This is a genomic window from Listeria aquatica (assembly GCF_014223975.1).
Taxonomy (GTDB): Bacteria; Bacillota; Bacilli; order Lactobacillales; family Listeriaceae; genus Listeria; species Listeria aquatica.
Map to the genome: position 1 here is coordinate 38,479 of NZ_JAARRM010000002.1, position 22,054 is coordinate 60,532.

General features: G+C 40.0%; 17 protein-coding genes. 5 read left to right on the forward strand and 12 right to left on the reverse strand.

The annotated features are described in order from the left end of the window. Nucleotides 1–4 precede the first annotated feature (4 nt). The 9 genes from HB912_RS06050 to HB912_RS06090 all read right to left on the reverse strand — a co-directional run bounded on the left by HB912_RS06050 (nt 5) and on the right by HB912_RS06090 (nt 13,666). Entirely contained in the window at nt 5–361 is a 357-nt protein-coding gene (locus HB912_RS06050) for a hypothetical protein (RefSeq protein ID WP_185372973.1), read from the reverse strand. After that, nucleotides 354–506 carry a hypothetical protein gene (locus tag HB912_RS06055; RefSeq protein ID WP_185372975.1) on the reverse strand — a complete coding sequence of 51 codons (153 nt, stop codon included), beginning with the start codon at nt 504–506 and terminating at the stop codon, nt 354–356. The genes HB912_RS06050 and HB912_RS06055 overlap by 8 nt, the downstream gene beginning before the upstream one ends. A gap of 1,079 nt (nt 507–1,585) precedes the next feature. Further along, entirely contained in the window at nt 1,586–1,924 is a 339-nt protein-coding gene (locus HB912_RS06060) for a hypothetical protein (protein ID WP_185372977.1), read from the reverse strand. 152 nt (nt 1,925–2,076) lie between these two features. Then, entirely contained in the window at nt 2,077–2,562 is a 486-nt protein-coding gene (locus tag HB912_RS06065; RefSeq protein ID WP_185372979.1) for a DUF2716 domain-containing protein, read from the reverse strand. A gap of 2 nt (nt 2,563–2,564) precedes the next feature. After that, on the reverse strand, nt 2,565–9,209 hold the full coding sequence (locus HB912_RS06070) for a DNRLRE domain-containing protein (RefSeq protein ID WP_185372981.1): 6,645 nt from the start codon (nt 9,207–9,209) through the stop codon (nt 2,565–2,567). Nucleotides 9,210–9,556: 347 nt separating this feature from the next. Next, complete coding sequence (gene rodA / locus HB912_RS06075) at nt 9,557–10,729, reverse strand: rod shape-determining protein RodA (RefSeq protein WP_036070847.1); 1,173 nt, start codon at nt 10,727–10,729, stop codon at nt 9,557–9,559. A gap of 188 nt (nt 10,730–10,917) precedes the next feature. Further along, nucleotides 10,918–11,700, reverse strand: a complete 783-nt coding sequence (locus tag HB912_RS06080) for an ABC transporter ATP-binding protein (RefSeq protein ID WP_036070850.1) — start codon at nt 11,698–11,700, stop codon at nt 10,918–10,920. Then, nucleotides 11,697–12,701 carry a FecCD family ABC transporter permease gene (locus tag HB912_RS06085; protein WP_185372983.1) on the reverse strand — a complete coding sequence of 335 codons (1,005 nt, stop codon included), beginning with the start codon at nt 12,699–12,701 and terminating at the stop codon, nt 11,697–11,699. The genes HB912_RS06080 and HB912_RS06085 overlap by 4 nt, the downstream gene beginning before the upstream one ends. Next, nucleotides 12,698–13,666 (reverse strand): ABC transporter substrate-binding protein, encoded by a 969-nt coding sequence (locus HB912_RS06090; protein WP_185372985.1) that lies wholly within the window; start codon nt 13,664–13,666, stop codon nt 12,698–12,700. The genes HB912_RS06085 and HB912_RS06090 overlap by 4 nt, the downstream gene beginning before the upstream one ends. A gap of 102 nt (nt 13,667–13,768) precedes the next feature. On the opposite strand from HB912_RS06090, the gene HB912_RS06095 reads away from it, so the two are divergent. Together HB912_RS06095 and HB912_RS06100 are read left to right on the forward strand one after the other, a co-directional pair. Beyond that, entirely contained in the window at nt 13,769–14,524 is a 756-nt protein-coding gene (locus HB912_RS06095; protein WP_185372987.1) for an alpha/beta hydrolase, read from the forward strand. Further along, complete coding sequence (locus HB912_RS06100) at nt 14,524–14,838, forward strand: SdpI family protein (protein WP_185372989.1); 315 nt, start codon at nt 14,524–14,526, stop codon at nt 14,836–14,838. Before HB912_RS06095 ends, HB912_RS06100 begins: the two co-directional genes overlap by 1 nt. A gap of 228 nt (nt 14,839–15,066) precedes the next feature. On the opposite strand, the gene HB912_RS06105 is transcribed toward HB912_RS06100, so the two are convergent. Continuing rightward, nucleotides 15,067–15,897, reverse strand: coding sequence for an alpha/beta hydrolase-fold protein (locus HB912_RS06105; RefSeq protein WP_185372991.1), 831 nt, complete (start codon nt 15,895–15,897; stop codon nt 15,067–15,069). Nucleotides 15,898–16,128: 231 nt separating this feature from the next. On the opposite strand from HB912_RS06105, the gene HB912_RS06110 reads away from it, so the two are divergent. Together HB912_RS06110 and HB912_RS06115 are read left to right on the forward strand one after the other, a co-directional pair. Further along, on the forward strand, nt 16,129–16,677 hold the full coding sequence (locus HB912_RS06110; RefSeq protein ID WP_185372993.1) for a DUF2975 domain-containing protein: 549 nt from the start codon (nt 16,129–16,131) through the stop codon (nt 16,675–16,677). Nucleotides 16,678–16,685: 8 nt separating this feature from the next. Beyond that, nucleotides 16,686–16,904 carry a helix-turn-helix domain-containing protein gene (locus HB912_RS06115; RefSeq protein ID WP_036070856.1) on the forward strand — a complete coding sequence of 73 codons (219 nt, stop codon included), beginning with the start codon at nt 16,686–16,688 and terminating at the stop codon, nt 16,902–16,904. Between the two features lie 60 nt (nt 16,905–16,964). On the opposite strand, the gene HB912_RS06120 is transcribed toward HB912_RS06115, so the two are convergent. Next, nucleotides 16,965–17,990, reverse strand: a complete 1,026-nt coding sequence (locus HB912_RS06120; RefSeq protein ID WP_185372995.1) for a glyceraldehyde-3-phosphate dehydrogenase — start codon at nt 17,988–17,990, stop codon at nt 16,965–16,967. Between the two features lie 172 nt (nt 17,991–18,162). On the opposite strand from HB912_RS06120, the gene HB912_RS06125 reads away from it, so the two are divergent. Then, on the forward strand, nt 18,163–20,493 hold the full coding sequence (locus tag HB912_RS06125) for an AraC family transcriptional regulator (RefSeq protein ID WP_185372997.1): 2,331 nt from the start codon (nt 18,163–18,165) through the stop codon (nt 20,491–20,493). Nucleotides 20,494–20,646: 153 nt separating this feature from the next. Here the strand turns inward: HB912_RS06125 and brnQ are convergent, their stop codons facing one another. Then, nucleotides 20,647–21,996 carry a branched-chain amino acid transport system II carrier protein gene (gene brnQ / locus HB912_RS06130; RefSeq protein WP_185372999.1) on the reverse strand — a complete coding sequence of 450 codons (1,350 nt, stop codon included), beginning with the start codon at nt 21,994–21,996 and terminating at the stop codon, nt 20,647–20,649. Between the last annotated feature and the right edge of the window lie 58 nt (nt 21,997–22,054).

The window sequence follows — 22,054 nt, forward strand, 5'->3', positions numbered from 1 at the left end:
TTCATTAATAAATAAAACCAGCTACAATATAATAAATATATAAAATCATCGAAATTATAGATATCAAGATAGATACTATGAATAAAGATGTGTTATTCCCAAATCTCTTTTTCCATAAAATTAATATCCCATCAATACTCAAAGCGCAAATCTGGACAATTAAAATTATATAAGCATATGTGCTTATTTCCTCGCTTGAACTAATAAAAATGCCTGTTCCAACTCCCAACAATCCTATAAAAGCCATAGTAACGGCAATATTTTCAAAAAGAGGACGACTCTTCTCTGCAAAATATAGTGGCAAAAAACAAACTCCAAAAGTAATAAAATTGATTAATAAGTCCACACCAAATTCAATCATGATTATCGAAACCATCGCCTAGATATAAAGTAGCTAACTGCTCACTATCTTGGCATTTATCCACAAATACATTACTAGTAAACAAGATTAAATTGGAGAAGTTCTTATCCATATCAAATATTTTTTCTTCATGTTTCCAAGACATTCATTACCATCTCCTTAGTCTGAACTTAGTTTTATATTTTTTATTTCTAGTCCTCCTATATTCAGCCGTTGGATTTTTTACTTATAAGAAAACCATTTCGAAATGCTCTCATTATTTTTCTTATAGTAGGATTTAAACACGATTACTTTTTTATACACTATTTCTCGAAATTTATATTTATCACTTAGTTGTTTCCTAAACCTAAAAGCCCTAGATAAATTGCAATAAAAATATACATTAGAAATGATATACCACACAATAAAAGACCTACCATCAATAAAAAGCCAGTGATTTTCCTTTTTTTTATTTCTCTTAAACAGATAATTATGAGCAAATTAATTGTAACGGAAACAACTAATAATATATTAAACACCTCTTTCTCAATACAATAAATATGAAGCTAATAATGTACAAATAAATAAAAAGATCAGTACATACTGTAAAACTTTACCTACTCTAGTCTTTTTTTGTCCACTCTGTTCCAATAGACTTTCACATTGAGCAATGATGAATAAAGTTTGCAGCCCTAATACAATTGATAAAAAAATGGTTGTCATTGTAGTTTTTAAAATCAAATGCACAATAATTATCAAGAGGATGGTTATACATATTAAAGAAATACTCAATTTAGAATCAAGCTTCTTACTCATTTTTATTCCTCGCTAACATCTTTTACTTGTTTCATTCAGAATAATATATTTACTAGTAATTCGTTTACAAAACTTGATTTATAAAAGACTCCTCCATAACTCTGAATATAAACAGCTACTTACTATTTCTAGACTTACTTTAAGTTTAAATGACAACAAGTTTACGTTGACTTAGTAAAAAGCTGAAATGACAAATATTCCAATGTAAATACACAACACCAAAAGAAAGATTGTACAATTCATAAATAAAACTTAAATTCGTTTTATTGAGAATTGACTTATACGGCGATAGCTTCATGTTCGAAACCAAGTTAAGTTATACTAATGTATCACCAAGTAACGCCTTATCTACTATCTTTAAATAAAAGAGTTGCTAAGCAACTCTTTTATTTAATATTCTTTACAACTAAAATCATTCTAGGTCGATGGTTATACAATATCTTTCGAATCGTCTAATTCCAATATTTTGATCTGCCCTTTATTGATCGCTCTGATAAGCACATCTTTTTTTAAAGAATAGAAAGGCTCCGACATAATATCAAAGTCATCTTGATCTTCAACTTCCGCTGCATCTTCAAATTGGAAAAAAAATTCATCGTCTTCAATAAATTTAAGAGGTAATACACATTTTCTACGCAAATATGAAGTACCTGCTTCTTCTAGTGCTTTTTTGGTATTAGATGTATCCATTAACTCTCCATTAATAAAAATTCGATAATAGGTTTCATATCGCATGAGTACACTTTTAATCTCAATAGTTAATTTCAAAATTATTTTTCCTTTCTTTTCTATCTAGCTTTCTCAACTGCGGTAACCCAACCAGCCTTTTTTCGACTTTCTTTCCTCTATTATTCCAAATATCCCGAAACATCCCAATTAAAATATTTCTTTAGCCCAATTTATAGTTATAAGAGGTATAGCTATCTGTCAAAACTAAGGAACTTAAAGTCTAAATCCTTAATCGTTTCAATAAATTTTTCCCCAACTAAAATAATAGAACTATTATTAAAATCCGCTATCCATCCAGATAATAAATCTTTTGACAAAAAGAATACAGTATCTCCTTCAGGTAGAAAATTAGGATTCCATGCCCCGTCTTCATCTTTAATAGGAAAGCTCTTATAAGAATCTACTTCATAGCACTCATGTTGCCAATTCAGTATATAGATACCATTAGTAAAGCATCTTTCAAAAGCTTTTTTCAATTTTTCCCCCGACTCTATATATAATTTTGATACTTCATCATCCTTATTATATGAAAACAGCATTAAGTTGCCATTTATTGGTTTTGTAATATAGATTAAATTCTTAGGTTTAATCTTTTTGTAGTTGTAGTTTTTAAAGCCATAAATTTCGCTTATCTTCCTCCATAAAGTCTCTTCAGCCTCTTCTCCCAAAATTTCCACTTTTACCATCTCCTTACTTTTCTAAAAGTTCCGTAATGATTATTGGTATAATACCATTTACCATTATTTGATCTTACAAGCCTTTGCCGTCCTCTATTTCCTCTTGCCTTATTCTTTCTGCCATTTTTCCTATATATATCAAATTCAGTGTAATTTCTTTTAGTTGGCAGCTTCTTTTCTTTGTTGCTAAATTTCCCACTAGAATAGCCTTTAGGTTTACGCCCTTTTCCTTCATAATATCGAATAAACCTTCTCGCGCGTAATGGAATTTTAGTCTGCTTAAATTTCCGCCGAAATTTTCTTTTACCAATAACTTTTACTGTTCTCAAAGCTTTTTTGGCTGCTTTTAACTTTCCACCACCGATAGCACCTTTAATAGCTGCCCAACCAGCTTTTTTCCAGCTTTTGCTTTTTTTATATGCCTTATATCCATCATATGCAGCAAATCCTGCATTAATTGCTAACCAAATCCAATGTCCATCCGGATCCACAAACATCACTGGATTATTGTTCGCATAATTATACCCATTCATCGTCTGCGGGTCATCTTCGTCGCCTGGATCCGGGTCGTACGCCGTAAACACACCTTGTTTCGGCTCATAATAACGAGCCATCAAATAATACTGACCTAGCTCCGCATCATACGTATATCCGGCATAGCCATAAGGATTCGCTTTTGCTTCCGTCGTTTCGGCTTTATTCGAAAGCACATTTCCCCAAGCATCATACGCATACTTAGCTACCACTTTCCCAGCTTCATCCGTAAGCGCCACAACGTCCCCATGCGCATTATAGTGATACGTCAGCGTCTTCCCATTCATCTTCATCGCGAGACGAACGTTATTATCCGAATACACATATTGCCGTGTCACTTTCCCGCTTGCATCCGTCTCATACAAGACATCAATACTATCGCCATCATAGTGATAGTTCGTGACAACGCCGTCCACCGTTTTCGATAGTCGTCTGTTGTCATCATCATACGTATACGTCGCAAAAGGCTTACTCTCGCCCTTTTTCGTCACAGACGCCAAGCGATCACCCGTATCCCACGCATAGACAAATTTGCCGTCGCTCACACGGTTGCCATTTTCGTCGTACGTCAGTGTTTCTCCATTCCAAGAAACGAGCTGGTTACCTTTATTATACGATGCTGCAATCGTCTTTGTCTCGCTTCCGCTGATCGAAACTTGCGTACGGTTCCCAAAACCATCATACGCATAGCTTTTCACCGTCCCATCAGGCAAAGTTTCCTTTGTGAGTTGATTCACCGCATCATATTCATAAAGCGTCTTTCCAGACTTCTTGTTATCAATACTCCTGCGATTACTCGCCGCGTCATACGTATAACTTTCATCGAGAATTGCTTCGCCTTCCTTAGTCCCGATCGAAACATTGGTCACTTTCTGCGTGCTATCATAACTATAATTCGCAGCCGTTTCATTCCCAGCTGTATACACGCCGATGTTCCCAAATTCGTCAAACTCGAAATAAGCATTCTTGCTCCCATCATTCACTCGCGTATTTTGGTCTAAATCATTATACGCATACATTGTTTTTGCCGTGAAAGCACCATGACTGATCGAAACGGATTCCACTTTGTCTGTCTTGCCTTTGTTGCTTGCTGTTGGTTTATCCTTATACGCATAGCTGACAGAACCACCGTGCTCCTTCACATCCATGATCCGGTCCGCATCATCATATACCTTGTCCGTCACGAGTCCATTGACATCATCCGTTACCTTCGTTTGATTGCCATTCGGATCATACTGGAAGCGGAACGCATTTTCTCCGTTCCATTTCACACCATTCACACGGTCCGCCGAATCATACGTACTTTCCGTCACACGGCCATTTGGCATCGTGGCTTTTGTTTCATTTCCAGCCGCATCATAGTCATAAACAATCTTTCGGCCAAGCGCGTCAACAAATTCCGTGTTCTTATTATCGACATCGTACACAAACTTGTTTTCCTGTGTCACACCATCTGCCGTAACAAACTTCTCCGTCGTGTTTCCGTTGTCGTCATATTTATAGGAAACTGCGGTGCCATTCGCCAGCGTTGTTTTCGTTAGCGCATTGTCCGCATCATACTCGAACCGTTTTGTGTGGCCTTTTTCATCCACTTCTGATTGTTTATTTCCATAAGCGTCATACGAAAAACTGATTTTCCGACCTTCCTCATCGAAGCTCGCCGTCACATAATTCCCATCCGCGTCATACTCATCACGCGTTAGAACCTCACCTTCAGCGATTCGGAAATCATCAAACCAAGCTTTTCCTGTTAAAGCCCCACGAAACATCACATTAAGCTTAATTTCCTTAATTGGCTTCGCCGGCCTCACAACTACCGCACTACGGTTCCAATCATTCGTTCCAAGTGGAAGAGGCGCCTGCACGTATTCTTTCGTACCATCTTGGTACATCACGTCGCCCCAGACCGAATAATCTTTCACCATGTTGCTTGTTGAGCCATTTGCTTTCACATTTTCTGATTTGGACATCCCCGTAATCGTGATCGGTTTCGCTACTTTTTGATTTAGTTTCACAAATTGTCCTAAGTAAGCTGGCGCATCCGTTGTCGCTTTTCGCTCCATTTGAACCGCACTATCACCACTTGAAGATTCTATATCAACAATGCTTAGCGCAACTTGCGAAGCATTTCCAGTTCGCGTCCAACCAGCCGCTGTTTGATTCGTATGCTCTTCAAAGCTTCCGTTTAAAGCTGGGTTAAAACTTGAAGATGAGCTACCCTTTTCAAATTGAACTTTGTCATACCAAACCGTTCCTCGACCTTTTCCAGTAGCAGCTTGTTCATTTTGAAGATAAAGCACTACTTGTCGTGTCGCCTTCGAAGTTTTGAATGTAAATTGACGTTTCACCCAACCACTGTTACTTTTGATTGAAGTTGGCCTATTGGACACCCAAACGCTAGCATCAGTGATATCTTTTCCACTCGCATCTTTTTTGCGAGCAATCAGCATACCATCTGATTTCGTCATATTCTCCGCCTTCGTCCAAGCACTAAACGTATATGTTGTTTCCGGCTCTACATCCACCCACTGAATTGCAGACGTATAACCACGATCCGTATTTGATACCTCACTGACAATCTTGAGTGCCCCACTTCCGCCGAGCGCACCAGGGGCACTTTGCGACGCGTCGTGACTGATCGTGCCCTTGCCATTAAATTCCGTTTTCGCCCAGTTCGTAATGCCCTCTTCAAAGCCACTATTTTTCACAAGATTATGAGCCGCGGCAAGTTCGCCACTCCCCCGAACTGCATTTCCATAAGCATCATATTGTGTCACAGATGAACGGTTTGCTTCCGTTTGTAGTGTTTCCGAAACCGCATCGGCTCCGTCATAAGCAACCGTTGTTTTCCGTCCTTCCGTATCCGTTTCAGAAGTCACATCATTGTTCTTATTGTAAGTGAACTTCTCCGTTCCATAAGGATCCGTTGTTTCAATAATGTTTCCATCTGCATCATACTTATACGTTTCCGTTTGCCCTTTCGGACTCACTTCCTTAATCAAATTGTTCGACTCATACGTATAACTTGTCGTAAGCTTCAAGCCATCCGCATCGACAATTTCCTTCCTCGGGTTTCCAGCATCATTGTATTCATAAACCGTCTTTTTCTTCTTCTCATTCGTTAAAGTTGCCGTTTGTGCTGCCTCATCATACACAATCCCCGTTTTCTTGCCAACCGGATCAGTAATCCCAACAAGCTTTTTATCTTCATAATCAAACGTCGTCTGATACGGTTTTTCTTCCGTATGTTTTGGATCATAAATTGTCGTCAAATTGCCATCCGTATAGCCATAACGATACAACTTCCCACGTGCTGTCGAAGAACTCATGAGCTCCTGCTTGTCATTATAGCTGTAAGTGATCGTCCGCCCCTCTGGCCCAGTCATTTTCGAAATGAGACCGTCCTGATACGTAAAATTCACCGCCCGCCCAGAAGCATCCTTCACGCCCGTAAGCAAACCGCTCGAATATAGATAGCTAAGCACGTTCCCGCTCGTATCCTTTTCAGAAGATAACCTTCCATCAGCCAAGAACCGTGTTTCTGATTTATCCTCTTCAACCTTAAGATAGCCTTCCGCCGTCTTTGAAAGCTCCGAATAAATCCCAGCCGGCGCCACATACTTGCCATCTTTCTTCTTAAAGCGGTGCGACTTCTTGTCGGATTCCACCCAAAGAACATCACCATTTGGTTCCTCAATCAGTTTTTCCTCAAGCGTACTTGTCCAACCATACCCAAACAAGCCAATTTGCTCATCTTGACTGTTGAATGTTCGGTCGATATTAATACTTGGACCACGACCTTCAATATTAAAATCTGTTTCATGGAATAAAAAATTCCCATTCGTCGCATTAACTTCCCCGCCACGCACTGGAATACTCATCCAGTAGTCTGACATCCCAAGTTGTTTATTTAAAACTTCAGGAATTTGCGGAGTAGCGGGTTCTGATTTGATACTTTCCTTGTGATTTCCCGCGTTTTGATAAGAAACAATCCGGAACCAGTAATTTTTCCGATCTTGGTACACGCCACCAGAGTTTTTATAAACAGGGGACGGGTCTCTTGCAAGCTCAGTTCCCTTCCCATCTGTATGAAGTGTCCATTCACCTGCTTCAATTTCCGTTTTTGTTGGCCAAATCCCTTTTCCTTGCGTTGTCCATTTCGTGACATTACCGACATCAAAAGTTTGATTGACTTTCCCATTAAACATCAAAACTTGATAACCATCCGCGAGCGGATCTTTATCCCAATTAAGTTCCACATAACCCGAATTCTTATTCGCTAAATTCGAGTAAGCTTTGGCATTTGGAATCTTTTGCTTTTCAAGTGGCAAGTAATTACTCGTCACATCCGAATAAGGACTTTCACCGCCCGGATAAAGTGCCCGCACGCGGATCGTATAACGCGTTTGATTGCGGAACCAAGAAGACCCATAATACTCGAATCCATTTTCATAAAAAGCGCGTGGATCCGTCATAAAATCTTGCCCTTTACCATCTTGATGGAATTCAAAAGCGCCTGCATTAATTTCTGCTTGCGTAGGGAAAATTTTCTTTCCCTTTGAAGTCCAGCTTGTGTTCTTTCCAGCTGAAAAGAAAAAGTCCTCTTTTCCGTTGTTGAAAATCACTTCATAACCTGTCGCTCCAGAAACGGCTGGCCAAGAAACATCGAAATACCCTGTTCCAGTTCCAACGCCATTCGAAAAGCCCTGTACAGTTGGCTTTGCAGGTTTATTGTAGGAATAAGTCACTTCGAGATACGGATAATTCGTATTATTCTCCGAAGCCACAATTTTTTTCCAGTAATTCTGATCAATATTTGTTCCAAGTCTAAAGCCATAGTTTGGACGCGTTCCACTTGCCCAAGCTTGAACCGTTCCTGTCACATCTGCAGCCGCCCATTGCCCACGGCCAACACTAACTTGTCCAATCCGTAGTGCTTTTGGTTGATTATTCCAGTTTACTTGCCACGGGGACCAGTTGGCGGACGTTTCATATACCCAGATATCATTCTTAAGCGTCGGCGACATGTGCCAAATATTATACATCTTGAGCGTAGCTTTCGAAATGGTCGCCTTTTGCAAAGTGGACGTATCCATTTTAAGGAACGCCCCATTATTCCCCGTGCTATTATCCCATTTCCCCAGTTTTAACGTGTATGCATTCTGGCCGGAATCCCATAACTTGCTTCCAATATTGTTTTCGTTTGGTCTCGCCGAATTGACATTAGCATTATAAATTTCATCCAAACGAATCGATGGATCCACATAAACCGGATAAACACGCTTCTCATCACGAAGCCAGTCCATATCCACTTTTAATTCGAGTTGATAAACGGTTTTGGTCAATTTTTTCAATTCGAAATAGGACTGATCCGTAGTCGCCGCTTCCCCAGTTTTTTCATCGACATTGGAATCTGCCAAAATGGGTTTTGGTAGTGTATATTTTACTTTCCCTGCCGCATCACGGAAAACAATATCACCGTTTTCTTCTTTCGTAACCGCAAGCTTCGTTTCAATTTGATAAACAAACGTATCGGCTTCCGTTTGTTCTTGCAGAACTAAATCCTCTTTCACCGAACGATTAAAAGTAAGATGACGCAAATCCGTTTTCGGCAAAACTTCTTGATAAGTCACTTCATTTTCTTTAAATTTCGCTGTCTGATCTTGTGCATCAATTTCTTTGTCCCCTTGTTTAGCTCCCTTTAAAGCAAAAACAACTTCCGCACCAGGCTTTGTCAATTTCTGATAAGCCCCATTATCCATTTTTTCTAAAAATTCTATCTCTAATTTCGTTTGCTTAGGCTGAATCACATCCGATTTTTCTTCTTGTTCTAACACCGGATCTATTTCTTTGAGCTTACCATCTTCCTCCATATGAATGGGTTCCGAAAAAATCTGCTTAGTAAAACTCCCATCGTGATTATCAAAAACCTTTTCATTCTCTGTTCTTTCACTAACCATTTCCGTTGGCTTTTCAGTTTGTTTTTTCGACTCTGCTTTCTCTTTTTGTGAGGCAGAATCTGATTCAGCTTTCCCTTCGCAAGGTGGAATCAACGAAAAAACCAAACTTGCCGCCATCAAACTGAGCAACCCTTTTTTAAAATTTTTCTTCATTCTTGTCTCCTTTTTGAGTCATTTTTTTAAGGCTTATCAAACTCGCTTTGCCCACTTAAATGTTCAAAAAGTTTCCCTAAAAAAAGTAGTATAGCTCCCAAACTATACTACTTACTTTTGATCCCTGTGAAAATCCATTATAACATGGTCCAAATTAAAAAAATGTGAAAACTTTGTGAATTTTAACTGGTAAAGTTTTCAACTTTTTCTAGAAAACTAGTAGATAAAATTCAGCTTTGCTGATAAAATACTCTACTTTTATATTCCCCTCCTCCTAACAAACTGTTGTTTCTATCATAGGCTTTTTACGCAAACAAAAACCTCTTCTTTTAGAAGAGGTTTTTGTTTTATTCTGCCTTTCGTTCACGGGTAGTGAACATGGATTTCTGGTAATTGAATCGAATCGAAAGTATCAATCCAATGGCCATCATATTTCCAAGTAAGGCGCTTCCTCCGTAACTTACAAATGGAAGCGGAATCCCCGTAATCGGAAGTAAACCGATATTCATTCCAACATTCTCCAAAACGTGGAACATGATCATCATCACAACACCCGTACATATATACGAATAAAATGGCACATTAATATCGAGCGCTACACGAATAATTTGATAAATCAAAAGGAAATAAAGAGCTAACAAAATACTTGCCCCGATAAAGCCATAATCCCCACCAATGACCGTAAAAATGAAGTCATTGTGATTCTCTGGAATTGAAATCGCATTATAGCCAGCACCATTTCCTGATATTTGTCCAGACCCAATCGCCGTCATCGCTCGTAAGACTTGATACCCACCGCCTTGTGGGTCTGTTTCCGGATTGATCCACGTTGTAATCCGCTCAAATTGATACGGCTTAAAGCCTAATTTGATGAGCCAGCTTTGATGGTTAATAACCATCCAAATGGCGGCACCTCCAACCGTAAAAATCGAGCCAAAAATCGGTACGATGATTTTCCAGGATATCCCTGATACGAGTATCATCCCTGAAGCAATCGCGATAAAAACAAGTGCCGTTCCAAGGTCAGGCTGAAGCATGATTAAAGCCATTGGCGGCAACATGATAAGTCCCATCTTGATCAGCAAAAGAAAATCATATTTGACTGTATGAATCTGGTGTTTCTTGTTATGGCTCATAATCACTCGCGCAAGTACAATAATCATGATCACTTTTACGATTTCTGACGGTTGGATGCTTCCAAGAAACGGAATAATAATCCAACTTTTCGCGCCTTTCACTTCCCTACCAAACATCAAAACGAAAATCAAAGTAAGCAAGCCAAAGCCGTAAAAATAGTAAGCCCATTTTGTTAATTTTTCATAATCGAGCTGCATCATCACAATAATTGCAAACGTGCTGACAACATACCAGATTCCTTGTTTCACAACAAAGTTTGCATTATATTGCTCATTGGTTAGTTGTGCACTGTAAATTGAAATTAAGCTGATAATACAGAGTAGCATTAGCGTGAGTACAATCCCGTAGTCAATCCGCCCCGCCATCTTATTTTGTTGGTTCATTCCTTACGCTCCTAACTGGTTAGGCTGCAAGCTAAAACAAAATTCCCCTTGCTTCCAAAAACAGCAAATTCAAAACTCAACTTCTATCTTATCATAAATCCTTATCATGAGTAAAAACATCTTTCTACATTATAATCAAGTTCGCACGAGATAGGAAGTATTTTCATCAAATTCTAATTTAAAGTTTTTTATAAGAAACGCGTTGATGAAATTGGTCGAATCGAAACTTTCCCTTCAAGTTCGGTCACCGCGGCGCGAATTTGGAAAACCTTTTCCAAAAAAGGTTCTGTCAAAACTTCTCGCGGTGTTCCTGCTGAAACGATTTTTCCGTCTGAGCAGGCAATGATTCGGTCGCTATATTGTGCCGCTTGGTTTAAATCATGCAGAACTAGAACAATCGTAAGGCCATATTCGCGGTTCAAGTTTTCAAGCAAATCCAGCAGTTCGAGCTGATGCGAGATGTCTAAATAAGTGGTCGGCTCATCTAATAATAAAACGGGGGTCTTTTGGGCAAGTGCCATCGCGAGCCAAGCGCGCTGCTTCTCTCCGCCAGAAAGTGTATGGAGCGGTCTATAAGCAAGTGCTTTTAAATTGCACACCTCAATCGCCCAGTTAATCACCGATTCATCTTCTGCCGTTAACCGCTCGAGCCATGCTTTATGTGGCAAGCGCCCGTAAGCGATCAAGTCATGCACGACGACATCAAGCAAGCCATCTGGCGCCTGCGAAAGCATCGTCATTTCTCGTGCTAATTTTTTCGAACTAAAATCTGGAAGGTTCGTTCCGTCAAGCAAAACGCGCCCATCACTCGGCGAAAGTAACCGCATCATCAGTCGGAGCAATGTCGATTTTCCCGATCCGTTCGGTCCAATCAAAGTGGTGATTTTTCCTGTTTCGATTTGCAAAGAAAGCTCATGAATCGCAAACTCTTTTTTTCTTGCGAATGATAACTGATCCATTTCTATTTTCATGAAGCTACCCTCCTGCGTTGTAAAAGAATTAAGAAGAACGGTGCACCGATCATTGCAAGTAAAATCCCTACTGGAAGCTCAATCGAGCCAAACCAGCTTCGCGCCGCTGTGTCTGCAAACGCGACGAGTAAAGCTCCGCCAATTGCTGATAGTGGCAAGAGATAGCGATAATCGTTTCCGATGATCAAACGGAAAATATGCGGCACAACAAGGCCAACAAATCCGATCAAGCCCGCCACACTCACCGCAACACCACTTAAGAAAGCTGCTAACATAATGATGAAAAAGCGATGTTTTTCAACGCCATAGCCGAGCAATTTCGCAGCATCGTCACCAAGCATCAACACATTAGAAGAGCGAATGGCAAACACGCTTAGTACAAAGCCGACAAGCATATATGGCCAAATGAGTTCCAAATGGTACCAGCTTTTCCCAGATAACGTCCCTGTCATCCAAGAAATAACGCTTTGAACCCGATTGGAATAGAGCACCATCACACCAGAAGTCATCGCGGAAATAAACGCATTGATCGCAACACCTGATAGAATCACACGAAGTGGTGAAACGCCTTTATCCCATGCAACGAGATAAATAAGAAGCGCTGTCCCAAAGGCTCCAATAAAAGCCCCAAGGGGAACAAATCCTGAAAGAGCTGGAAAAACGATCGTCATGATGATGGCAACTAGACCGCCACCTGCCGAAACACCAATAACGCCAGGGTCGGCTAGCGGATTTCGCATCACACCTTGAAGCAAACAACCAGCGATCGCAAGTGCAGCTCCGACGAGAAAAGCAATCAAAATACGCGGTAGCCGCAAGTTAAACACAAGTTGGTCCGAAAGCGCACTCCCGTTTCCTGTTAAACTTTGCCAGACTTCGATGTAACTGAGTTTCACGGAACCAGTCGTCAGGCTGTAGAAAAATACGGCGACAAGGAGAACTAAAACGATGATGAAAGACAAGAGTCGTCGCCTTGCTCTCGGGTCTCTCCTGCTACTCATTTTCTCACCTGATTCAGTTTATCCGTCATTAACGCAAGCGCCTCATCAATACGAAGACCGGGATTCGTGCCAAAAAGATCAGCTGGGAGCACAACAATATGGTCGTTTTTCACTGCTGATGTGGAATTCCACGCTTGATTTTGCTTCATTTCCTTTTTAAAAGCCGCTTCTGTCTCCTTTTCGTCCCCTCCATGAATCATGAGAAAGATAATTTCTGGATCAGCCGCCACAATTTTTTCAACATTTAACGCCGCGTATTGCGGGAAGTTTTCAACTCCCTTAAAGTCTTTTGCGACATTGATTCCGCCCGCTTTTTCAAGCACATCTCCGCTCAGTGAAGTCGGTAGCGCCGCATAGTTACTACCCGGTGCTCCAAGAACAAGGAGTGAGCGTACCTTATTTTGCGGGGCTTTTTGTTCTGCATTTTTTTCATTCTGCGTAATTTCGGCGTTCAATTTCTCCGCCTTCTTCGGTTGCCAGACTAATTCGCCAAGGATTTTCGTTTGCTTCTTGATATCCGAAATCGAATTAGCGCCCGTTAAAATCACCTTCGCGCCAAGCGACTCAAGCGCCGGTACATCCTTCAGGTTTTGCTCTGAACTCGCCACAATCGCATCTGGATTTGTAGCGGCAATTTTTTCTAAATTAAGATCATGCGTGTTCCCCACTTCAGCGGCTTTTTTGAGCGCATCCGCCTCCACACCACTCGCATCCTGAGTTTGCCTTCCAACGACTGTCGTTCCAAGCGCATATAAAATATTCATATCCGAATTTGTGAGCGCAACAATTCGCTTCGGTTTTTCTTCAAACTCAACCGTTCTTCCTGCCATATCTTTAATCGTCAAAACTGCTTTCTTATCCGACTGCTTTTTATCCGTCGATTCTTTTGTCGCATCCCCATTCGCTCCGCAAGCCGTAAGAAACAGAACTGCGATGAAAATCACTCCTAAATAAGCCTTTTTCATAGTGTCCTCCTTCAGGTTTTCTGTTATATTTATTTTACTAGAAACTTTCCATTTATTCAAAAAGATAAATGAGAACAAATTTCATTAAGGAGGAGTTTTTTTATGGCTATCATTGATTTTCAGTTTCTTTCAAAAACACTTGCAACCACGACTTCCATTTCCATCATACTCCCTGAACGTGACGACTGGTTTCAGGCTCATGGCAACCAAACACCCTACCCCACACTTTACTTGCTTCACGGCTTGTCGAATAATCACTCAACTTACGTTCGAAACACCAATATCGAACGCTATGCATCCGAAAAAGGAATCGCTGTTGTCATGCCTTCTTTCGACCATAGCTTTTACAGCAACATGGCTTATGGACATCGTTACTTTGATTATTTCACTAAAGAATTGCTCCCTTTACTTCCAACCCTTTTCCCACTTGCGCAAGAACGAGAAAAAAACTTTGTTGCCGGTCATTCCATGGGAGGATACGGCGCATTTAAAATGGCACTTTCCTGTCCTAGTCACTTTGCCAAAGCAGCAAGCATGTCAGGTGTAATGGATATTGATTATATTTTGCATCACCCATTCGACAACTTCTCTGTAGAAGCTGTTACCGGCGGCAAGACTACCTTACACGGAACGCCAAGCGACCTGTATCATCTCATTCGCGAAAACAAAAAAAATGGTGTGTTGCTTCCAGAACTCTATCAAACTTGTGGCACCGAAGATTTCCTTTATGAAGACAACCTTGCTTTCCGTGACTTCTTAAAAAAAGAAAACATCCACGCGAAATACGTGGAAGCTCCTGGTGAACACAACTTCAAGTTTTGGGATAAAAGCATCGAGAACGTACTGGAGTGGCTCTAATGTTTGATTTTCTCTTACCATTTCTTTTAATCGGTTTTGGCATTTATTTTCGCTTTTTCACACCTCAAAACAAAGCAAGCGCCTTAGCTTACCGAACCAAAGCAAGTTTAAAAAGCGATCATCACTTTGAAGCCGCCCATCGCTATTTAGGCTTACTCTGGATCTCATTTGGTGCTTTTGCGATTTTTCTTTATCTGCTTTTGCTTTTCATTCCGCTGAATTTCTTCGTGCGTAGCAGTTTATTTATTTTGATAGTCATTCTGCTAGTTTTTCTTTCCATTAGACAAACAGAAAAGTATCTAGCAAAACTGTAAAAGCTTGAGAATAAAACTACTGAACGCCATTGATTCGCCCAAAACAGAAATAAAAAGGGAAAAGCCACTTAATATCAAATGGATTTCCCTAAGATTTCTGTTTAATGAGTGCTCACATCAAAACTGTGAGCCTCACCGATCGGGCTAACTCACTTCTTTCCATTTTGAAACTCGTTTTTGCTGTTTCAGAGCATCCGTCCTTTTTCTCCAAATTTAATGTACCTTAACTTATTTCATACCAATTGCTTTATAAGTTGCAATATGCGAAAACGATGAAACCGAAGTAAATTCATCTTCTTCCCATGGCAGTTCTTTATCTAAGTTTTGAATCAAATGATTCATCAAATTCGGATGATTTTTAATGAGTGGACTATGCGGTTCTGGAGTCGGCATCACAAGCAAGTGACTTTCAATCTGATATTCTTCTTGAAGCTTGCGATGAAAACTTGTGATTGCCCTAAAACCGTAATCACGCACACCTGTAAAAAAGAAAAAAGCTGGCGTTTCATCTCTTTTGTCCAGTTCATTAAAAAGAGCCTTGTTTTCAAAAATCGTTTTTACTTGCTTCTCAAATACTGGATCATTATTGAAAAAAAGACTGCGCCCACTTGCCCCAAACGTATCCGTCGAAATCTTCAAATCAGGAACCATCGCAAACACCTTTTCTACTTCTGGACAATGAAGTGCAAGAATGATTGCTCCCACACCGCCTTTTGAACTTCCTACTAAATAGACATGTTTATAGTGATGTTTTTGGATAAACTGCGAAAGTTGTGAACTGAGTTCTTCGTAAATAAAGCGCCCATGATCGAATAAATACCAACCATATAAACTAGAATAATAATCCTCAAGATAAAAATAATCTCTTGTTGGATTTCGCTCGGATACTTTCATGAAATGGTAGTATCCATGTAAATTTTTAACAGTTTGCTCTGAAATTTCACCTCGAACTACTTTATCTGCATAAGCTTCATTCGTTTTTGTAAAAACGCCCTGAAAAATGACTACTAAAGTATCCGAATTATTGGTAATATATTTCCCTTGTAACTGAACAGTCATTGGCTTGCCCTTTCTTCCAAAAATTTACAAAAACTTCATTTAATTGTTTTATAAATTCACAGTAGCATAAATTTCTTTTTCATTTGTGACAACTTTTAGGCAATACCCCTTCTTTTCATAAACTTAGACCAGCTAATTTTATTTTCGCTTAAAAATTAACGATAAACATTAAAAATATATTGACTATTATTAACTTCCTGCTAAAATAATAGAAAAGGAAGGAGAATACTTATGCGCCAACAGCAAAAGAATCAAAAACTTGCAACGATCTTAAGCCTTTTATTAAAAATCAGTGCCATCATTTGCGGTACGCTAACGTTCCTTATTATTATTTTTCAACCGAAAACCCTTACTACTACCGTTCAAGAAAAACAATTCACTGGCACTTCTTTCCAAATCACCTTGCAAAATCAAATCGATGATGGCTTTAGCCACACAACTGCTCAAATGTGGATTCTTACCCTCGTTTTGCTATGTTCAGCCATTCTGATCATCTCTATTCTTTGGCTAGCGAGCCAGATCTTCCACGAACTGGCCGTTCAATTTTCGCCATTTCAAGAAAAGTATGTTCGAAAGTTACGGCAAATTTCCATTTTGCTATTTCTATATGCGTTTGTGCCACAACTGCTTTACTCGCTCCTCAGCACGCTATTACTACCCGGTTACCTATTTAATTTAGGTCTTGATTCAACAATACTGTTTGCTGCCATTTTCTATTTACTAACCGAAGTCTTTCGCTACGGTGTGAAGTTACAAACCGAATCTGATGAAACGTTATGAGGTGAAAAATGGCTATCATTTTAAGATTAGATCGCGTCATGGCCGATCGAAAAATATCGTTAAAAGAACTCTCTGAAAAAGTCGGAGTTGCGAATGTCAATTTATCCAAAATGAAAACGGGCAAAATTAGTGCCATTCGTTTTTCAACACTCAACCAAATTTGCAAAGTCTTAGAGTGCCAACCCGGTGACATTCTTGAATACGTCAATGACGATCCGGAAAACTAAATACTAAAAAGCGGAGGACATAAAAGTCCTCCGCTTTTTTCAGGATACAAAACTGTTATCCTATTGTAGAACTGCTTCTTCCATCTTAGCTGCAACTAAATAAGCCAAATCGATCACTCGGCAAGCATAGCCCCATTCATTGTCGTACCAAGCTAGCACTTTGACTTGCCGCTTCTCGATCACCATTGTACTGAGCCCGTCAACAATCGCCGAATGTGGATCTGTTGTAAAGTCCACAGACACAAGCGGTTCCTCCGTATAATCGAGAATGCCTTTGTACTCTGTTTGGGCAGCTAATTTAAAGGCCTCATTAATTTCAGATTCTGTTACATCATTTTTTAAAGTCACCACTAAATCCACAAGCGACACATCCGGTGTTGGTACGCGCAGTGAAGTCCCATTTAGCTTACCTTTGAGTTGCGGCAGAACAAGCGAAATTGCTTTGGCTGCCCCGGTTGTCGTTGGGATAATCGAAGTTGTACAACTTCTTGAGCGCCGCAAGTCTTTATGTGGATTATCCAGACTATGCTGATCATTCGTATAAGCATGAACAGTCGTCACAAGTCCATTTTCAATGCCGAAGTTTTCATCCAAAATTCTTGCAACAGGTGCTAAACAATTCGTTGTGCAAGATGCGTTCGAAATCACATGGTGCTTTTCATGATCATAATCTGCTTCGTTCACACCCATAACAATTGTGACATCTTCATTTTCACCTGGTGCCGTGATAATTACTTTCTTCGCACCTGCTTCAATGTGGTACCCTGCTTTTTCTTTGGAACGGAATTTCCCCGTCGCCTCAATGACAATGTCGACTTCTAGTTCGCGCCACGGAAGGTTTCTCGGGTCACGTTCATTCACAAGCAAGACTTCTTGCCCGCAAACTTCGAGCTTGTTTTCAGAAAGAATCTTTATTTCACCCTGAAATTTCCCGTGCACACTATCATACTTAATGAGGTGCTGAATCGTTTCTGCTGGATAGCTGGCATTGATTGCGACTACGTTCACCAAACCATCCATCATGAGTTTCCTAAAACACATTCTGCCAATTCGTCCAAATCCTGTAATTGCTACATTTTTCGCCAAGCTTATTTCCCCCTTAGAAATAATTGCAAAACGACTTGCAGATTCAGTATAACATGGCTTATTTAAAAATGTAAGCGTTTACCTATAGAGAGCAAATTGTAAATTTTTTCGAAAAATTTAGCTTATACCTGTCCATTTCAGGTATAATAAAGCTACGAGGAGGTAGAGAGCTATGCTAGAACAAGAAGAATTCCAAATTCAGTTAGAAAAAATCGAACAGCCTCTCACACGCCGTGATATTGCCACAACTCTATTATTTGTAATTGACGGCGAAGTCGAACTTTCTACCGGTAAAAAAGCGGTAACCTTAGAAGCGGACGATCTTTATATTCTGAACCAAAATGAGCCCTACACTCTCACGGATCTCACGCATAACACGTTGATTCGTTTGCAAATTAAAAGTGCTTTTTTTGCTCACTTTTTCCCAGGCTATTATCAGTATTCATTCGAAAGTTTTTCAAGAGAGATTGATAGTGGGCGTGAAAAAATTGTTTCCTCCCTTCGGCATAACTTAGCATTACTCGTCATGAATGCCTTTAATTCCACTGAAAATAGCCAGTTGATTTCGCACAATACCATTTTTCAAATCATGCTCCTTTTAACCAAATTTTTCAAAAAAGAACAAACCAGACCACTCACGCAGAAAACTGAGGATGAACGCTTGGCGCGAATTATTACCTATCTGGAAAATCACTATGATGACCCCATCAGCCTTAGTAAAGTAGCTGAACAAGAATATTTATCAACTTCTTATCTCTCACGTTATTTTAAGCAAAAAACAGGGATGGGCTTTTTGCAGTATTTGACCCTCATCCGCTTGAAACACAGTGCGGATGACTTGATGCTGACGGATGAATCCATTACAACGATTTCCATTCGGAATGGCTTTTCAAGTCCGAAACATTTTACGGATGCTTTCAAGGCTTATTATAACGAAACCCCGACTAGGTATCGTGAAAAGGAACATAATCAGCGGCTTTCTTCTCCTTCTGAGAAGAAAGCCGCGACCACACAAATTTTGGAACTCACGCCAGAAATTCTCAATTTGCTTGCCAAGTATCATCTGGAAACGGCTCGAGAAACTAGCTTAAACCCGATTCCGATTGAGCAAAAGACCATTACGGTTAATCCTATCGCTAATGAATCTTTGGCGCAACCCGCTTATTTGCTGACAATTGGAGGACTAAAGGAGCTTTTGAAGGATAATGTTAAAAAACAAATTGAAATGGTGCAGCGTGAAATTCGGCTGGAGTTTATCGGTATTCGGCATTTACTGCGAGGCCGGACTTTCTTGCCAGAGGTGGAGACGGATGAAACGGTACCGACTTCTTCCACATTTGCAAATGCAGACCTAGCGCTCAGTTACTTAAAAAATCAAGGTTTGCGGCCGTTCATTCGAATTGAATATCAAGAGCTTTCGCGGGATGAAAATTTTTATTTTGAACAGCTTGCTCACTTTTTACGTCATTCGATTCAAGTTTTCGGGCATTCTTTTGTTGCTTCTTGGGCTTTTATGTATTATGAGCCAGAGCAAACGCTTGTGAGAGCTGATGAATTAAGGCGCGTTTTCTTGCGATTAAAGCGGCTTCTAGTGAAATTTGAACCTGCAATCCAACTTGGAACGTTCATCCCATTTTCAGAACGTGCGACGGTGCCAAAATCGCATCAGTGGGTTCTAGAAACGAGTGATCAAGTTGATTTTCTAACTTATAATGCCAATCCAAATGAAATCATTGATTTTTCAAAGGAAACGTCCATTACTTTTCAAAATGCGGAACGCTTCACGCTCACGAAAACCAAGAAACTAAAACAATACTTGAAAAAGCATGGCATTCAGAAAAAATTAATGCTTATCAATTGGAATACGCTAACTGGGAATACTCGTTATACGAATGGCACTTTTTTCCGTGGAGCTTTAATTTTGGAAGCTTTATTTGATGTGAGTCCAGAAGTTGCAGGACTTGGTTTTTGGATTAATACAGAACTTCACGAAGAAGAAAATAATAAGCGTAATATTCGGATGGATGGCTTGGAACTTTTTCATTTCTTTAACGGAAAACGTCCTGCATATTATGCGCTTAACTTCAAAGAACGGCTTTACGGCACGGTTATTGCACGTGGGAAGGATTATATTTTGATGGAAAACACGGATGGCTATCAGCTCATTTTGATGAACTCTGTCAATTTGAACCCGAAACTGTCTGTAAGCGAGCTCGTTCGAAATGAACAGCGTAAGGAAGTGCATTTACGGATTCTTGGTTTGAAGGAAGGCGAATACCAATTGCGTAAATGGATTTTCGATCGTGACAATGGCGCGCTTTATTCCAAGTACTGGCAGCTTAATAGTCGACACGGTCTAGATGAGGAAATTCTTGATTATATCGTGACAGCTTCAAAGCCTACTTTAACGGTAACGGATGAACTCATTTCAGACGATTGGTCCTTTTATGCTTATCTGGAACTCAATGCTATTCATTTTTATGAACTTAAGCGCACCATTTAAAAAAGGAAGTGCCCGTGGGCACTTCCTTTTTGTTTCCTTATTTGGATTGTTTTTTGGAATAAGAGTGCAACCCCAGCCAAATGAGGAATACTGGGATACCAATAAAAATGATCAATGAAACGATATTCATGAGTGTCATGTTTGATTCACCCTCTAAATGTTTACTTCATTTTTGGCGCTTTCAGATGTTGGTTTCGTGCAAAGCGCAATGATGATGCCCACTACTAAGCCGCAAAGTCCGAATGTAATCCAGCCAAGCGACTGATTGTAAAATGGTACATAACTTGAAAAGAAATTCTCTAGACCACCAAGTGGAATCTTGAATGCTTTCGCTCCTTCCATGATGGAAATCACGGCTGTAAAAAGAATTGTTGTTACATAAACGACACGTCGTCCTTTAAACAGTGGATTTAGGAACGTAAGCAAAATAAGCACGATTGTAAGTGGATAAATCATCATCAATACCGGTACGGAAAACGAAATCAAGTTTGCAAGACCAACGTTAGCCACGAGGCAAGCGAATACTGAAAAGATGACCACGAAAGTTCCGTAACGAATTTTTGGAAATAGCTTTTGGAAATAACTTGCGCAAGCAGTTGTAAGCCCGATACTCGTTGTCAGGCAGGCAAGACCAATAATTAGCGCGAGTAAAATCCGTCCAAAACTACCGAAATAATAATCCGCTGCTCCTGAAAGAACAGGTCCTCCATTATCAAATAGACCGAGTTTCCCTACGCTCATAGAGCCAATGTAAGCAATAAATATGTAAACAAGTGCCAAACAGCCCACTGCGATAAGTCCAGCTTTCAAGCAAGTCATAGCAATAGAACGCTTTGTCTTGGCGCCGCTTGCTTTAACGGCATTAATTACGATAATCCCAAACACTAGTGAAGCAAGTGCATCCATTGTATTATATCCCTCAAGGAATCCGGTTGTAAATGGACTTGTGATGTAGTTTCCTGCCGGGGCAGTTTGTTCACCAAGTGGTTTCACAAGAGCTGTTACAATCAAAATGAGAAGAAATAAAAGCAAAGCTGGTGTTAAATATTTCCCTACTCGATCGACAATTTTCGAAGGCGATAGCGAAAGCCAGAGCGTTAACCCGAAGAAAATGATTGAAAAAACAACGAGGGCAATCTGATGATTTCCTTCCCCAAGAAATGGTGCAATGCCGATTTCAAAAGAGACAGTTCCCGTACGTGGAAGTGCAAAGAAAGGGCCAATCGTTAAGTATAGAGCAACTGTGAAAATAATACCGTAAACAGGATGTACGCGGCTTGCAAGCGTCTGTAGGTCACTACTTCCAGAAATCCCAATCGCAAGAACACCCATTAGTGGTAGTCCAGCTCCAGTTACTAAAAAGCCGAGTATTGCAATCCAGACACTAGTTCCGGAAAGTTGACCAAGATATGCCGGAAAAATTAAATTCCCTGCTCCAAAAAAAAGTGCAAATAGCATGAGTCCAATAAAAAAATACGCTGAAAAAGAAACTTTCTTTTCCATTTAAATTCTCCCCTTTCTTTTACATTTGAAACTTTCTGACAAAAAATCAATATAACGA